This window comes from Puniceibacterium antarcticum (assembly GCF_002760615.1).
GTDB lineage: Bacteria > Pseudomonadota > Alphaproteobacteria > Rhodobacterales > Rhodobacteraceae > Puniceibacterium > Puniceibacterium antarcticum.
In genome coordinates, this window is record NZ_AWWI01000138.1 from 25,159 (window position 1) to 40,599 (window position 15,441).

17 protein-coding genes are annotated in these 15,441 nt (G+C 61.8%); 10 read left to right on the forward strand and 7 right to left on the reverse strand.

The window, feature by feature from the left end; genetic code table 11:
* Positions 1–18 precede the first annotated feature (18 nt).
* Both P775_RS20505 and dacB read left to right on the forward strand, forming a co-directional pair.
* Positions 19–633, forward strand: coding sequence for a nicotinate-nucleotide adenylyltransferase (locus P775_RS20505; protein ID WP_099912750.1), 615 nt, complete (start codon positions 19–21; stop codon positions 631–633).
* A 268-nt stretch (positions 634–901) separates the two neighbouring features.
* Positions 902–2,392 (forward strand): D-alanyl-D-alanine carboxypeptidase/D-alanyl-D-alanine endopeptidase, encoded by a 1,491-nt coding sequence (gene dacB, locus P775_RS20510; protein WP_099912735.1) that lies wholly within the window; start codon positions 902–904, stop codon positions 2,390–2,392.
* Positions 2,393–2,497: 105 nt separating this feature from the next.
* Here dacB and P775_RS20515 read toward each other — a convergent pair whose 3' ends face one another.
* Entirely contained in the window at positions 2,498–2,923 is a 426-nt protein-coding gene (locus P775_RS20515; RefSeq protein WP_099912736.1) for a tellurite resistance TerB family protein, read from the reverse strand.
* Positions 2,924–3,046: 123 nt separating this feature from the next.
* On the opposite strand from P775_RS20515, the gene P775_RS20520 reads away from it, so the two are divergent.
* On the forward strand, positions 3,047–4,624 hold the full coding sequence (locus P775_RS20520) for a lysine--tRNA ligase (protein ID WP_099912737.1): 1,578 nt from the start codon (positions 3,047–3,049) through the stop codon (positions 4,622–4,624).
* A gap of 134 nt (positions 4,625–4,758) precedes the next feature.
* On the forward strand, positions 4,759–5,175 hold the full coding sequence (locus tag P775_RS20525; RefSeq protein ID WP_099912738.1) for a DUF4864 domain-containing protein: 417 nt from the start codon (positions 4,759–4,761) through the stop codon (positions 5,173–5,175).
* 62 nt (positions 5,176–5,237) lie between these two features.
* On the opposite strand, the gene P775_RS20530 is transcribed toward P775_RS20525, so the two are convergent.
* Complete coding sequence (locus tag P775_RS20530) at positions 5,238–5,738, reverse strand: HugZ family pyridoxamine 5'-phosphate oxidase (RefSeq protein WP_099912751.1); 501 nt, start codon at positions 5,736–5,738, stop codon at positions 5,238–5,240.
* Between the two features lie 41 nt (positions 5,739–5,779).
* Positions 5,780–6,460, reverse strand: a complete 681-nt coding sequence (locus P775_RS20535; RefSeq protein ID WP_099912739.1) for a hypothetical protein — start codon at positions 6,458–6,460, stop codon at positions 5,780–5,782.
* Positions 6,461–6,617: 157 nt separating this feature from the next.
* Between P775_RS20535 and parA the strand changes: the two genes are divergently transcribed.
* The 4 genes from parA to P775_RS20555 all read left to right on the forward strand — a co-directional run bounded on the left by parA (position 6,618) and on the right by P775_RS20555 (position 9,426).
* Positions 6,618–7,259, forward strand: a complete 642-nt coding sequence (parA, locus tag P775_RS20540; RefSeq protein WP_099912740.1) for a ParA family partition ATPase — start codon at positions 6,618–6,620, stop codon at positions 7,257–7,259.
* Positions 7,260–7,382: 123 nt separating this feature from the next.
* Complete coding sequence (locus P775_RS20545; protein WP_099912741.1) at positions 7,383–8,222, forward strand: DUF6206 family protein; 840 nt, start codon at positions 7,383–7,385, stop codon at positions 8,220–8,222.
* Positions 8,223–8,423: 201 nt separating this feature from the next.
* A complete protein-coding gene (locus tag P775_RS20550; protein WP_099912742.1) occupies positions 8,424–8,831 on the forward strand; it encodes a universal stress protein in 408 nt (135 codons plus the stop codon).
* 46 nt (positions 8,832–8,877) lie between these two features.
* A complete protein-coding gene (locus tag P775_RS20555) occupies positions 8,878–9,426 on the forward strand; it encodes a hemerythrin domain-containing protein (RefSeq protein ID WP_099912743.1) in 549 nt (182 codons plus the stop codon).
* Between the two features lie 7 nt (positions 9,427–9,433).
* Here the strand turns inward: P775_RS20555 and P775_RS20560 are convergent, their stop codons facing one another.
* Positions 9,434–9,856, reverse strand: a complete 423-nt coding sequence (locus P775_RS20560; protein WP_099912744.1) for an excinuclease ABC subunit B — start codon at positions 9,854–9,856, stop codon at positions 9,434–9,436.
* A 138-nt stretch (positions 9,857–9,994) separates the two neighbouring features.
* A complete protein-coding gene (locus P775_RS20565; RefSeq protein ID WP_099912745.1) occupies positions 9,995–10,249 on the reverse strand; it encodes a hypothetical protein in 255 nt (84 codons plus the stop codon).
* A 257-nt stretch (positions 10,250–10,506) separates the two neighbouring features.
* Here P775_RS20565 and P775_RS20570 point away from each other — a divergent pair, with 257 nt between their 5' ends.
* Positions 10,507–11,397 carry a cation diffusion facilitator family transporter gene (locus P775_RS20570; protein ID WP_099912746.1) on the forward strand — a complete coding sequence of 297 codons (891 nt, stop codon included), beginning with the start codon at positions 10,507–10,509 and terminating at the stop codon, positions 11,395–11,397.
* An 82-nt stretch (positions 11,398–11,479) separates the two neighbouring features.
* Here the strand turns inward: P775_RS20570 and P775_RS20575 are convergent, their stop codons facing one another.
* Both P775_RS20575 and uvrB read right to left on the reverse strand, forming a co-directional pair.
* Positions 11,480–11,665 carry a PLD nuclease N-terminal domain-containing protein gene (locus tag P775_RS20575; protein ID WP_099912747.1) on the reverse strand — a complete coding sequence of 62 codons (186 nt, stop codon included), beginning with the start codon at positions 11,663–11,665 and terminating at the stop codon, positions 11,480–11,482.
* Positions 11,666–11,845: 180 nt separating this feature from the next.
* The gene (gene uvrB / locus P775_RS20580) at positions 11,846–14,041 is read right to left on the reverse strand and encodes an excinuclease ABC subunit UvrB (RefSeq protein ID WP_099912748.1); all 2,196 of its coding nucleotides are present in this window, start codon (positions 14,039–14,041) and stop codon (positions 11,846–11,848) included.
* Positions 14,042–14,587: 546 nt separating this feature from the next.
* On the opposite strand from uvrB, the gene P775_RS20585 reads away from it, so the two are divergent.
* Positions 14,588–14,899 carry an ETC complex I subunit gene (locus P775_RS20585; protein WP_099912749.1) on the forward strand — a complete coding sequence of 104 codons (312 nt, stop codon included), beginning with the start codon at positions 14,588–14,590 and terminating at the stop codon, positions 14,897–14,899.
* Positions 14,900–15,441: the final 542 nt, after the last annotated feature.

A 15,441-nucleotide genomic window follows, 5' to 3' on the forward strand; every position in this document is an offset into this window, starting at 1 on the left:
ACCGGAGCCCGCATGCGCATGACCTCAGATATCTTGAACACCGGACTGCATCTGCGCGCCGGGCAGCGCGTGGGGCTTTTGGGGGGCTCCTTCGATCCGCCACATGCGGGTCATGTGAATATCACCAAGGAGGCGCTGCGCCGCTTTGCCCTGGACAAGGTGATCTGGCTTGTCAGTCCGGGCAACCCGCTCAAGCCGCGCGGCCCGGCGCCGCTGGAGACGCGCCTGCAGGCAGCGCGGGCGTTGATGGACACGCCGCGTGTCATCGTCAGCGATGCCGAGGCAAGGATCGGCACGCGCTACACCGCCGAAACGATTGCGGCGCTGCAAAAGGCGCATCCGGGGGTCCGGTTCGTCTGGCTGATGGGGGCTGACAATCTGGCGCAATTTCACCGCTGGGACCGCTGGAAACAGATCATGGCAGCGGTGCCCATCGGCGTACTGGCCCGTCCGGGCGACAGGATATCGGCCCGGATGTCGCGCACGGCCCGGGTGTTCCGCGCCTCCCAGTTGTCGCCGCGCGCCTCAGCCCTTTTGGCTCACTCCAAACCGCCGACCTGGTGTTTCGTGAATGTGCCAATGCTCGACGTCAGTTCGTCGGCCATCCGGGCTCGGGGCGGCTGGTCGGGCTGATCGGCGCGCCTCGGAGCTGTCCGGGTTTTGATTATCGCGGCTCCCGGCTGTTGGCAGACACGATCACACCCGTGCATCTGCGAGCAGAGTCCGCGGACGCGCACCCGCGCTGCGGTGTGCCGAATCCCGTCTCTGACCTCGGCTGCCGCGGCCGGTTCCGGCAGAGGCGCGACGCAGGGGGCCCATCACGTAGAATTGCCTGCCGGGTGCCCGATTTCCATCTCCGCGGCGTCTTGCCTGCGCTGAACGGCTGAGGTTACATCGCGCCATGAGATATGCTTTTTCCCGCCGCGCCTTTCTGGCTGCCCTCGGAGCTGCTGTCGCCACCCCGGCGCTGGCCGATGCCCCGCTCACTTCGCTGCGTCCGATGGCGCGGGGCGGGACGGCGCTGGCACGCAGCCTGGCCCCGGCAGAGGCGCTGATCGCCAAGGCGCGGCTGGACGGCATGGTCGGCTTTGCGGTGGCGGATCTGGCGACGGGGCTGATGCTGGAAGAACACGAGGCCGAAACGGGGATGCCGCCGGCGAGCGTGGCCAAGGCGATGACCGCGTCTTATGCGCTGGAAACGCTGGGGGCGGATCATGTCTTTGGCACGCAGTTGATCCTGACCGGCGGGCTTGCAGACGGGGTGGTGCAGGGCGATCTGGTGCTGGCGGGCGGGGGGGATCCAACGCTGGACACCAACGGGCTGGCCAGCCTGGCCGAACAGCTGAAAGAGGTCGGCGTGCGCGAGGTGCGCGGGCGGTTCCTGGTCTGGGGCGGCGCGCTGCCCTTTACCGCCGCCATCGACCCCGAACAGCCCGATCAGGTCGGCTATAACCCGGCGGTGTCAGGGCTGAGCCTGAATTTCAATCGCGTACATTTCGAATGGCGCAAGGAGGGGGCCGATTATGCGGTGACGATGGATGCCCGATCGGACCGGTACCGCCCCGATGTGACCATGGCGCGGATGCAGATCGTGCCGCGTGCAGCGCCGATCTATACCTACCAGAGGCGCGACGGGCGGGATGACTGGACGGTGGCGCGCAGCGCGCTGGGCAATGACGGCGCGCGCTGGCTGCCGGTGCGCGAGCCGGAACGGTATGCCGGTGAGGTGTTCCAGACCTTTGCGCGTTCACAGGGAATCCTGCTCGGCACGCCAGAGCTGGTGACAGAGCGCCCCGAAGGCACGGTGATCGCCCAGCTTGAAAGCGCGCCGCTGGCCGTTATCCTGCATGACATGCTGAAATGGTCCACCAACATCACCGCCGAGATGGTCGGCCTTGCCGCAACGATTCGCCGTGACGGACAAGCCCGCTCGCAAAAGGACTCTGCCGCCGCGATGAACGCCTGGGCAAAGGAAACGCTGGGGCTGGGCCATGTGGCAATGGTAGATCATTCGGGGCTGGGCGATGACAGCCGGATCGCCGCCGCCGACATGATGAAGCTGATGTTGAACGTGCGCGACCGGCTGGGGCTGAAGCCGCTGCTGAAGACTGTTGCGTTGCGTGACAGCCAGGGCCGCCCGACAAAGGGCAATCCGATCCAGGTCCACGCCAAGACCGGCACGCTGAATTTTGTCAGCGGCCTTGCCGGCTATGTCGATCTGCCGGACGGGACCGAACTGGCCTTTGCGATCTTTGCCGCCAACATCCCGCGCCGCGACAAGCTGAACCGGGAAGAGCGTGAAAGCCCCGCAGGTGCTTCAGGCTGGAACGCCCGCGCCAAGGGGTTGCAACAGGCGCTGATCGAACGCTGGGGCATGCTCTACACCGCCTGAAGCCTCCCAAACCTAAAATGGCTACCCTCGGTTTTCATCTGCCCCTAAATATCCCGGGGGAGGCCCCTGAAAGGGGACGGGGGCAGCGCCCCCATCCGCGCGGCCTCAGGCGCGCATGTGCCGCGCGCGCGCGCCCCGTTCGATGGCGGCCGCGTGCAGGCGGTCAAGGTCCAGCTCGTAGCGGATTTCCTCAAGCAGGCGCAGTTCGGCTTCGGCAAGGGTGCCATCGGCGGCGGCGACGTCGCAGGCCAGCGCATAGGCCGTTTCGTGCAGCCGTTCTGGCAAATTGTCGCGCAGCAGGCCGAACAGTGCATCCAGCCCGTCCTCTTGCTCCAACAGGTCGAACACGGTTTCGGCCATGCCGCTGATGCGGTCATCGTCATAGTCGGCAAAGATCGGCAGGTGGTTCACGGTCGACTGGATCTTGACCAGTTCGACGGTGCGGATATTTTCGTCCGAGGCCGAAACGGCAATCATCAGCGCAACAAGGCAATCCTGCGGGCTGAGCGGGTGTGCGGTCAAATCGTTCACGTGTGGCCTTCCTGAAAGGGGCGGAGTGTTCGGGGCAGAGATTATTGACCCGGGCAGCGGCCCGCAATAGGTAGCGGGCGTTGTGAACTGCGCGCGCCCGCGCATCCCTGTAGGAGAAACCCGATGTCCGATCTGCGTGACGCCGCAATGAGCGCCAAGGCCTGGCCTTTTGAAGAAGCGCGCCGGGTGCTCAAACGCTATGAAAACAAGCCGCCCGAAAAGGGGTATGTGCTGTTCGAGACCGGCTATGGTCCGTCGGGTCTGCCGCATATCGGCACCTTCGGCGAAGTTGCGCGCACGACGATGATCCGCCGGGCGTTCGAGCTGATTTCGGACATCCCGACGCGGCTGATCTGTTTCTCTGATGACATGGACGGCATGCGCAAGGTGCCCGACAACGTGCCCGATCCGCGCCAACTGGATGAGCATCTGCAAAAGCCGCTGAGTTCGGTGCCTGATCCGTTCGGCACGCATGACAGCTTTGGCGCGCATAACAATGCGATGCTGCGCCGCTTCCTCGACACCTTCGGGTTCGAGTATGAATTCATCTCGGCCGCGGAATTTTATCGTTCGGGTCAGTTCGACGAAATCTTGCTGCGCTGTGTCGAGCGGTATGATGATCTGATGGCGATCATGCTGAAGTCGCTGCGCGATGAGCGCCAGCAGACCTATTCGATCTTTCTGCCGATCCACCCGGAAACCGGCCGGGTCCTCTATGTGCCGATCAAGAATGTTGACGCCGCCAAGGGCGAGATCACGTTTGATGATGCGGACGGGCGCGAATGGACGCTGCCGGTCACGGGCGGCAATGTGAAGTTGCAGTGGAAGCCGGATTTTGGCGCGCGCTGGGCGGCGCTGGGGGTCGATTTCGAGATGTACGGCAAGGATCACAGCACCAACACGCCGATCTATGACGGTATCTGCCGCGCGCTGGGCGCCAAGGCGCCCGAGCATTTCACCTATGAGCTGTTCCTGGATGACACCGGTCAGAAGATCAGCAAATCCAAGGGCAACGGCCTGTCGATTGATGAGTGGCTGAAATATGCCAGCACGGAATCGCTGTCGTATTTCATGTACCTCAAGCCCAAGACCGCCAAGCGGATGCATTTCGACGTGATCCCCAAGGCCGTGGATGAATATCACCAGCAGCTGCGTGCCTATGCGACGCAGGATGCGGCAGGCAAGGTCAACAACCCGGTCTGGCACATCCACGGCGGCAAGGTGCCCGAAAGCCGGATGGTGGTGCCGTTTGCCATGCTGCTGAACCTCGCGTCGGTATCGGGGGCCGAAGACAAGGAAACGCTCTGGGGCTTTATCCACCGGTATGCGCCGGATGCTGCACCGGACACCCACGCCGATCTGGATCAGGCGGCGGGGTTTGCCGTGGCCTATTATCAGGACTTCGTGAAGCCGGGCAAAGTGTTCCGCGCCCCGGATGAGAAAGAGGCCGCCGCGATGCGCGATCTGGTCGAGCGGTTGCGCGCCTATGACGGCCCCGCCGATGATGAGGCTTTGCAGACCCTTGTTTTTGCCGTGGGCACAGAGCATGGGTTCGACCCGCTGCGTGACTGGTTCAAGGCGCTGTACGAGGTGCTGCTGGGCGCAAGTCAGGGGCCGCGTTTTGGCGGGTTCATCGCGCTTTATGGTGTGGAAGAGACCACTGCCCTGATCGAGCGGGCGCTGGCGGGCGATATCGTCTGAAAAACTGGCGCGAGGAGGCTTTGTGGTCATCCTCGCGCGCAATGGCTGCGTGAAACTTTTGCGCGGGCCGCTGCGTGACTTGACGGCAAGCGGGCGGGATTTACCCTTAGCCCCTGCGCCGGAGGATCCTCAGCATGAAACATCTTGTCCTAGCCCTGTTCGCCGCCCTGTTCTGGACCAGTGCCGCCCCGGCGCAGGAAGCGGTTGCGCGTGATCCCGCGATAGAGACGACGATCCAGTCACAGCTGGACGCCTTTCTTAGGGACGATTTTGTCACGGCGTTCAGCTTTGCCGCGCCGTCGATCAAGGGCATGTTCGGCACACCCGAGGTGTTTGGGCAGATGGTCCGGCAAGGCTATCCGATGGTCTGGCGCCCCGGCGATGTGCGGTTCACCGAGCTTTACGCCGAGGGCGGCGAGATGGCGCAACGGGTGCTGATCCAGGATCAGGACGGGCGCACGCATCTGCTGGAATATCGCCTGATTGACGAAGGCGGGCAATGGCGCATCAGCGGTGTGCAGATCATTCCGCAGCCTGGGGTCGCGGCCTGACGCCTTTGACCTGGGGCGCGGGATTTCACCCGTTGCGGTCAAATTGTTGATTTTAGGACGCTTTAAGTCGAAAGGCTGTGGACAACGGTCAGATCTGCCGGGATCAGCACGAAAGCCTTTCCGAAGCCGCCATTCAGATGGGCCGACAGTACCCTGATGCGCAAAAGTGAGAAGTCGGCAAAGCCGATGTAGAGCTTGGCCTTTGGGGAATGGGTCAGGTAATGGATGGCGAGCGCGCCATGATCCGGGTCGCCGTGGCGGATGAACTGGGCTGTGCCCTGCAGAGACAGGCGTGGCCAGGTGAGCGGATCGCCCTTTCCGCCAGGTTCACCCAGCAGGATCGAGCAGGCAGGATTGGCCTGCAGCGCCACCGTGTGATGTGCAAGGTCCGACACCAGCGCCAGCGGCAGGCCGTCGGGCCCTGGCACAAGGCCAATGCGGCTGACCAGCGGGGTGGCTGTGGCGGGATCGAGCACGCCAAGTGCGCCATGACGCGCGGAGTGGATCAGCTTGCGCGCAAGCTGGCGTGCCTCGTCATTGGTGGGGCGGATCGGGGATGTCATGGCGCCAGCATACCGGGCAAGCGCGGCGGCGGGAAGGGGTGTCAGAAGCTCTGCCACAGGCCCATCTTTAGGCCGAAGCTGTCGTCGCCGCGCAGCCCATAGGTCACGCCGAGTTCGGCCAGGCGGTTGCGCCCGAAGGGAAAGACAACAGAGGGGGCGAGCCGGGCGAAGGGGGCGAATTGCGATGGCCGCCCGGTCTGCATCTGCACGATGACCTTGGTCCCCCGGTTGTTCAGCGTGAGACCAAACGTCAGGTCGAGCTTGAGATCGGCGCGTTTGCTGAGCGGGGCAAGTTCGGCAGCGCCGTCTGCGGCGAGCCATCCCTGAAGGCCGAACATCGCGACGGAATGGCCCAGCGACAGGCCGGGGCGCAGCACTGCACGGCCATCGATCTGGCCCAACCCCAGATCCACCGCCAGTTTTGTGTGCCTTGGCAAGTCGGGCAGCGGCATGCGCAGGAACAGCACGCTTTTGCCCCCGCCCGACACCGACCGGCCCAGATCAAGGCCCAGCGTCATGTGGCGCGACAGGCCATATTCGGCGTAGACCGTGTAATATTGCGCGACCGGCAAGGTGCTGGTCCAGCGCGTCAGATCCTGCGGCCAGGACAGGCGCATGTCGGAGGCGACAAACCATGTGCCCTGCGCGCGCGGCCAGGCGCCTGCAGGGGCGTGCCCGGGCAGCAGACAAAGCAGGGTCAGCAGCAGGGCAAGGATTCGCATCACACTCTCCTGATCTTTAGAATCGGGTAAGGCTGGTTAATGCGGCCTTAACGATGCGCGCGCAGTTGGGGTGGTGGTGTTTTGCCCGCAGCCCGTGCAACATGGTCCTAAGGTTTGCAGGGATGCAGGGCCTTTTGGTGATAGGGGAGTATCGGGCATGACCGGATCGGTGATCACGGTGGCGCAGCAAAAGGGCGGGTCGGGCAAGACCACCCTTGCAGCCAATCTGGCGATCGGCTTTCGCCGTATGGGACGCAGCGTTGCGCTGGTGGATATCGACCCTCAGGGATCGCTGGGCCGCTGGTTCATGATGCGGCTGGAGCAGGATCCCGCACTGGTCGAGGGGATGGAGTTTGCCACATCTTCTGCCTGGGGGATCACCTATGAATGCCGCAAACTGACCGGGACCCACGACATCGTCATCGTCGACACCCCGCCCAAGGCGGACAGCGATCTGCGCCCGGCGCTGCGCTGCGCCGATCTGGTCCTTGTGCCGGTGTCGATGAGCCATGTGGATCTGTGGGCAACCGAGGGCGTGCTGGATCTGGCCAAGCGTGAGGACAAGGAGGCGCTGATCGTGATGAACCGCGCCCGTGCGGGCACGCGCCTGTCGGCGGATGTGGCGCAGGCGGCGGACAAGCTGATGGCGCGCATCGCCGATTCGCAATTTGCCAACCGCGTCATCTATGCCGAGGCGCTGGGGCAGGGGCGCAGCGCTGCCGAAGGCTCCAAGACGCCGGCCCGTGCCGAGGTTGACGCCCTTACGGCAGAGGTGGCGGCCCTGCTTGCAAATGGCTAAGAGGTTTCGGGTCTAAGCTGTATTTCCAGATGCGCTCTCTTCTCTGTGACTTTGGGCGGCCGGGAATGCTTCAATGTGATCAGGAAACGCTGTAAGGCTGCCGCCAAACCAAAGGAGTGAGACATGGATCTGGATGCCCTGCGCGCACTGATCGTGGCAGACAGCGCCACGCGCGGTCAGCCGATTTCCAAACTCGGCTATTTCTGCGCGCCGTTCCGGCCCGCCAGCGGCCCCTTTGCCAACAAGGTGATCAAGGTCTACCGCGGTCTGTCCGACGAGACGGCGCTGGAGCGGCTGGCAGCCTGTCATGATGACTATGCCGCGGCCCTGCGCACCGCAGGTGTGCCGCTGCCGTGTACCGCGTTCCTGCTGCTGCCCATTGAGGGGCGCCGGGTGCCGGTCATCGTGCAGGACGCGCTGCCCAACGAGGCGATGATGCGCCCACTGATGCAGTCGGGTACCCGTGACGAGACGGTTGCGATGATGGAAGCGGCAGGGGATGTGATCGCCACGTTCTGGAACAATGCCGACCAGTTCAAGACGCGCATCGGGTTTCACCCGTCGATCCGCAACTTTGCGATTATCGATGGCAATGCCGTGTTTTTTGATACTTTTCCGCCGCTGATTCATTATTCGCGCGCGGAAATGGGCAAGATGCTGCTGCAGTTTTCCGACAAGGCGCTGATGCGCTGGGTCGGCCCGCTTGTTCAGGCCAAGGTGACCGGCATTCAGGATGAATGGTATTCGCCGGCGGAAACGCTGGTGGGTCTGGTCGGATCTGCCTGCCGTCTGCGCCCCCACGATGCCGGTGCCTATCTGGAATGGGGCCGCGATTTCACCCGTCGGCGGATGCAGCGTTGGGAAGATGAGGCGCTGCTGGGTATGGTGGAGCCGCCGCGTCTGCCGGGCTACTGGACAGGGTTTCGCAAACTGCTGGGCTTGCAGGGCGAGCCGAACGTCTGAGTCCATTGCACCGTCGCCTTGCGTCAGCGCGTCGGAGCGGTCAAACGCTGCCTTTGGTCGCTGTGGGTCGGCGCGATTTCAACTGAGCGCGCCGCGCATCGAAACCGTCGGGGCCGTGCGAATCACCCAATTGATCCGGATCAACGCGTCTGAGCGGATTTTGCCTTAGCTCTTGTCCGTCCGGCAAAGGGAGACAGAGCCATGTACAGCAACATCATTGTGCCCATTTCATTCGACGACGAAACCAAGATCGCTGCGGCCATGAAGGTCGCACAGATGTTGCAAAGCAAGGGTGGCAAGATAACGCTGCTGCATGTGATCGAAGAGATCCCCGGCTATGTCATCAACTATCTGCCACAGGATTTCATACGCAGTTCGCATGCCGCGATCGAAGCGGATCTGACCCGGCTCGCCAGTGCCTATGGTCCTGCGTCGCACAGGGTGATTACCGGGCATTCCGGGCGCACGATTCTGGAATATGCCGAAACGAGCGGCGCGGATCTCATCGTGATCGGATCGCACCGTCCGGGCATGCAGGATCTGCTGATGGGATCGACCGCCACCCATGTGGTGCGCCATTCCGCTTGCGCCGTACATGTGCTGCGGTGATTGACATCGCCTCTGCCTGTGCCATGTGGCGGGGCAGAGGTGAGATATGAGCAAGTTAGACCTTAAACACCGTGACCACATGCCCGAGGCGCTGCGCGTCTTGCTGGAAACATTCCCACGCGAAGACTGGGAGGCGCATCCGCATTTTTCGGGTCTGGTCGCGTTCTGGCTGGACAGGCATCTGATGTTCCGCAACCTGCTGGGCAGCCTTCAGAGCGATGCCGAGGCCGCCATCGACCGCAAGATCGACCCGCAGTCCCACAAGAAGCGGGTTTCGCAATATGGCGGCATGCTGGTCAGTCAGTTGCACGGTCATCATCAGATCGAAGACCACCATTATTTCCCGGTGCTGAGCAAGATGGAGCCAAAGCTTCTGAAAGGGTTTGATATCCTGGATGCGGACCACCATGCGATGGACGGGCTGCTGAACCGCTTTACCAGCTCTGCCAATGCGGTGCTGCAGGGCAAGGGCAAGCCGGGACCGTTCCACAAGGAGCTTTTGTCTTTTGGCGCGCTGCTTCATCGCCATCTGGAGGATGAAGAGGATCTGATCGTGCCGGTTATCCTAAAGCACGGTCCCTACGCGCTGGAATGACGCGGGATCAGCCCTTGGGCGTGCCTGCCGGAGTCTCTGCGGGTTTCTCTGCGAGAGTCTCTGCGGGATAAAGGGCCTGACACTGGCCGGTGTCGGCCTCTGCCGCCGTGCGCAGGAAGGGCAGGGTGGTGTTCAGTTCGGACATCCGGGCCTGAGCCACGGCGGTGTCCAGCGGCACACGGCGGGTCACCGGCTGGGTGTCGGTTTCCCAGCACTGGTAAAAGCCCCCGCTGGGCAGGCCGCACCAGCCGAAGGTCCGGCGTTGTTCAAAGCGGGTCTGAAAGACATAGCCGCGCGCCAGATCCTCGGCGATGCGGGCGCGTTCCTGCAGGGCCGCGCGATAGGGCGCGGCCGCATCCGATTCGCACCGTTCGCGCGGTGTGCCACAGGCGGCAAGCGCCAGAAGAGGGATGAGGAAGAGGATACGCATGATGGCACGCTACAGCAGTTCGGGTTGAACTTGAATCGGATATTCGCAGTCTCTGGCCGTGATTTCACGCGAAATCAGCGGTCCAGGTTTCCGCGGCAAACGCCGTGATGGCTGGCGCGGCAGGGCGTCGGGGGGGTGTCAGCCCTTGATCACGATCGCGTTTATCTTGCCCCAGCCGTTGTCTGCGTTCGAGGTATAATCGATCTTGATCAGATCGCCGGATTTCAGACCCTCTGGCACGACCTTGAGCGTTTCCAGCGACCAGACCGTCTTGTCGTCCATCACCAGAACATTGGCCTTGCGGTCAAATGCAACAACCCTGCCAGAGGTGCTGTCGGCAAATGCGGGGGCGGCAGCGGTCGCGAGCAGACAGGCGATGAGGAGCGGGCGCATGGGGATGATCCTTTGGATCTGAGGGTTAACACGCGCATGGTAGATGGTGCGGCTTTGCGCCCCTGCAAGATCTGGTACGGGTATATTTTTCGCAACCTTTTCAAACCGCTGTCCATGCGCGCCCTTTGTGGCCGGGGCCGGAATTCCCGTCCGCGCGTTTAAGGTAAATGCGAGCGATTATCATGCGCAATATCAATGTGTTGCGCGGGTCGAGTGGCGCTGCTATCAGCCGATTCTAACCTTGCGGGGACGCCGTTGTGAACACCACTATGAAACTCGCTTTTGGCAGCCTTCTGGTGGGGTTTGCTGTCCTCGGGCTCAAGGCTCTGGCCTGGTGGATGACCGGGTCTGTCGCGCTGCTGTCGGATGCGCTGGAAAGCACGGTCAACGTGGTGACGGCGATTGCCGCGCTGATCGCCATCCGCGTCGCGGCGCTGCCGGCGGATGCGAACCACCCCTATGGTCATCACAAGGCAGAATTCTTCAGCGCCACTCTGGAAGGGGTAATGATCATCATCGCCGCGATGCTGATCATGCATCAGGCCTATGGCGGCTTCTTTGCCCCGAAGGTGATCGATGCCCCGATCGAGGGGCTGCTTGTCAATGGGGGCGCGACGGTGCTGAACGCGCTCTGGTGCTGGGTGCTGATCACCCGGGGTCGGGTGGAACGGTCGCCTGCACTGGTGGCGGATGGGCGGCATCTGCTGTCGGATGTCGTAACTTCCTGCGGCGTGGCCCTTGGCATCCTGCTGGCCTATGCGACGGGATGGTGGGTGTTGGACCCCGCGCTTGCAGCGCTGGTCGCGGTGAACATCCTGTGGTCGGGCTGGAAGGTGATCCGCGATTCCCTGAGTGGACTGCTGGATGAGGCCGTTCCCGAAGACACGCTGAAGGCAATTCGCGAGGTCATCTCGACCAAGGCCGGCGGCGCGGTCGAGGCGCATGATCTGCGCACGCGCCATGCGGGCAAGGTCACCTTTATCGACTTTCACCTTGTGGTGCCGGGCGAGATGTCGGTCGCCGAGGCGCATGAGGTCTGCGATCAGGTCGAGCATTGCCTGAAAGAAGTGGTCATTGATGCCAACGTGACCATCCATGTTGAGCCGGAATTCAAGGCCAAGCACACTGGGATCATCGTTCTGGACTGACCCGGTTGAGATTTGCGGCGGACATAGAAAAGACCTGTGCGGAGGGATACGCACAGGCCTTTGACCGTCCGGGCAAGACTGGTCAGATGCGGGCCGAAGCGCCGCGGGGTCCAGCCACGAGCCAGGCAATAAAGCCCAGCACAGGCAGGATGAATACCACCAGTGTCCACACAACTTTGGCCGCCGTGGAGGCGCCAGATGTGAGGATGTTGTAGATGGCGTAGATGTCAGCAACGAGGACGATCAGTCCTAGAAGTCCATATTCCATATTGCTTCCTCCTGAGCGATTGTTTCGTACTTGCTGACAGGACAACGCATGGAGCAGGGGGTTTTGTTCCCGACGATATGAAAGCTGTCACAGATTGGCGGTTTTCTGCTGCAGGGAAGAGATCGACCGCCACGAGCAACGGGTCCTTGGCCGTGCTGCGCGGGTGACCTGAGGGGCGGCTTACCGTCCCCGTCGTTTCACATTGCCGCCGTGCATCCCGCCCCGCCCGGCGGTCGACCGTCCACGCCCCTTGACCGCCTCTTCCGAGGCGCGCTCAACCGCCTGCTGGCGCGCCATGGGGTCGGCCGAGATGGCAAGGTCCACCGCTTCCAGCCGCTTGACCTCGTCCCGAAGGCGGGCGGCTTCTTCGAACTCCAGGTTTTCGGCGGCCTTGCGCATGTCGATGCGCAGCCCCTCAAGCACCGTTTGCAGATTGCCACCATGGGTCTTGTCCACCTTGGCGGTGACCCGGCTCATGTCCGTGTCGCCCTTGTAGATGCCTGACATCACATCATCGATGTTCTTCTTGATCGTTGCCGGGGTGATGTTGTGCTCGACATTATAGGCGATCTGCTTTTCCCGGCGCCGGTCAGTTTCGCCCATGGCGCGCTCCATTGAGCCGGTGATGCGGTCCGCATACATGATCACGCGGCCTTCGACATTGCGCGCAGCACGCCCGATGGTCTGGATGAGCGAGGTTTCAGAACGCAGAAACCCCTCTTTGTCCGCGTCCAGAATGGCAACCAGCCCGCATTCCGGGATATCCAGCCCCTCGCGCAGCAGGTTGATCCCGATCAGCACGTCAAAGGCACCAAGGCGAAGGTCGCGCAGGATCTCGATCCGCTCAAGCGTGTCGATGTCCGAGTGCATGTAGCGCACCCTGATGCCCTGTTCGTGCATGTATTCGGTCAGATCCTCTGACATGCGTTTGGTCAGGGTGGTCACCAGCGTGCGGAAGCCATTGGCGGCCACCTTGCGCACCTCATCCAGCAGGTCATCGACCTGCGTATCGACCGGGCGGATTTCGATGTATGGGTCGATCAGGCCGGTGGGGCGGATGACCTGTTCGGTGAAGACGCCGCCGGTCTGTTCCAACTCCCAGGCCGAGGGGGTGGCCGAGACAAAGACCGATTGGGGGCGCATGGCATCCCATTCCTCGAACTTCAAGGGGCGGTTGTCCATGCAGGAAGGCAGGCGGAAGCCGTGTTCGGCCAGGGTGAATTTGCGCCGGTAGTCACCTTTGTACATGCCGCCGATCTGCGGCACCGAGACGTGGGATTCGTCGGCAAAAACGATGGCATTGTCGGGGATGAATTCGAACAGGGTGGGGGGCGGCTCGCCCGGTGCGCGGCCTGTCAGGTAGCGTGAATAGTTTTCGATGCCGTTGCAGACGCCGGTCGCCTCGATCATCTCGATGTCGAAATTGGTGCGCTGTTCCAGACGCTGGGCCTCAAGCAATTTGCCGTCATTCACCAGCTGGTCAAGCCGCTGGCGCAGTTCCTTCTTGATGGAGATCACCGCCTGATTGAGCGTGGGTTTCGGCGTGACATAGTGCGAATTGGCATAGACGCGGATACGGTCGAATGTGCCGGTCTTTTCGCCAGTCAGCGGGTCGAATTCGGTGATCGATTCGAGTTCTTCGCCAAAGAAGGACAGTTTCCAGGCGCGGTCTTCGAGGTGGGCGGGAAAGATTTCCAGAGAATCGCCGCGCACCCGGAAGGTGCCGCGCTGGAAGGCCTGATCGTTGCGCTTGTACTGCTGCACGATGAGGTCCGCGATGATCTTGCGCTGATCGTAATCACTGCCGACCAGCAGATCCTGCGTCATCGCGCCATAGGTTTCCACCGACCCGATGCCATAGATGCAGGACACCGAGGCCACGATGATCACATCGTCGCGTTCCAGAAGCGCCCGGGTGGCCGAGTGGCGCATCCGGTCAATCTGTTCGTTGATCTGGGATTCTTTCTCGATATAGGTGTCAGAGCGCGCCACATAGGCTTCGGGCTGATAGTAGTCATAGAAGCTGACGAAATACTCGACCGCGTTGTCGGGAAAGAAGCCCTTGAATTCGCCGTATAATTGCGCGGCAAGCGTCTTGTTGGGGGCAAGGATGATCGCGGGACGCTGGGTTTCCTCGATCACCTTGGCCATGGTGAAGGTCTTGCCCGTGCCGGTGGCACCCAACAGCACCTGATCCCGCTCGCCCGCCATCACGCCGCCTGCAAGTTCCTTGATCGCGGTGGGCTGATCGCCGGCCGGTTCAAAATCCGTCGCCATGCGAAAACGGATTCCGCCTTCGAGCTTTTCGCGCTGTTTCACGTCCGGCGCGGGCGCGTGCATCAGAGCTTCGGACTTGTCGGAATGGGCAAAGGGCATGATCTAACCTCGTGGCGTGCCTCACACAGGTGTCGTTTGCGGCGGCATATTCAAGGCATCATCTTTTGTCAGGCGCAGCGCTTCGGGTAAAGAGGTGGACGGTCTGGCTGCTGACATCGGGTGTCAGGAGAAGGCTGCGGCACGGGTTTTGCGACATCTGCCTGAAAAGTCGGCAGAGTGGTTTTTGCTGAACTCGCGTCAAAAGTGTCGCATATTTGAGTGATAGTGATGCCTTTTCAAGGTCTTGATCTGAATTTCCCGATGACTTTGGCCCGTTTCGTGTTCATTTTAAGTGAAATTTTCATTTGGTCCTGCGCATGCCACCCTCCTAAGATAAAGAGCAAGCAGCCTGTGTGCCGCACGAGGCGATCACGTCTCCCGCTCCCCTCGCTCTCCCTGTGATGATCTGTCCGGCTCGGGCTGCTTGCTCCTCCCAGTCCCGCTCTGCGCCGGAAAGATCGGATGCGACATAAGACGCCGCCAGCGGTGCTTGCCCTCGCGGCACAAATTCGCGATAATGGCGCAATTCAATTCAGAGGGTGTCCCATGCGCGCGCGTATCTATCAGCCGGCTCGAACCGCCATGTCCTCGGGTCAGGCCAAGACCCATCACTGGGTTCTGGAATTTGCACCGGACTCGGCGCGCGAAGTGGATCCGCTGATGGGCTGGACCTCTTCCACAGACACACAGGCTCAGGTGCGCTTGCGGTTCGATTCCAAGGAAGCCGCGCTGGATTATGCCCGCGACAATGGCATAGAGGCGATGGTGTCCGACCCGAAAAAGCGCAAATCCAATATCCGCCCGCGCGGCTACGCAGAAAACTTTGCCGTCGATCGCCGGGGCGCCTGGACGCACTGAGGGTGTAAATCGGGGCAAAGTTGTCTCGAAATCGGGGCAAGGATCTCGCGAAATCGATTCGACCTCAATATGTCGTGTCTTAAGTGTGCGATGCACCAAAATGTTGAATGCGACGAGTCCGCTCGGATAGCGGCCTATAAGATCACTGAAAAAGCCTGGTGCGGCACACGAACCGGCAGAACAGGGTGAGTTTTGCGCTCTCTCGATAAGCTGATCAAAACCTCTTGTGAGCCGCATTGATCGGTTCTTCGAGAACAGTTGCTCAAAATCCTTTTCAGCGGCTTGTTAACGCTTTCAGTTTTTCCTCAGTCCGAAATCTCAGATCTAAAAACGAGTGACGACACGAACCTGAAAGCTGCCGCCTGACATGAGACCAATGCTATAGCTTATTGCGGCAGAAAGCTGGTCGAAAAACCAGAACCAGCTCTGGTGTGTGTCGCGGGTTGGAGCAGCTCTTCGGGCTCATAATCTGAAGGTCGTAGGGGCGCTGTTGCATAAATCTGAAACTGGCCGCAGCTCCCCTTTCCCCGGACACACTTATC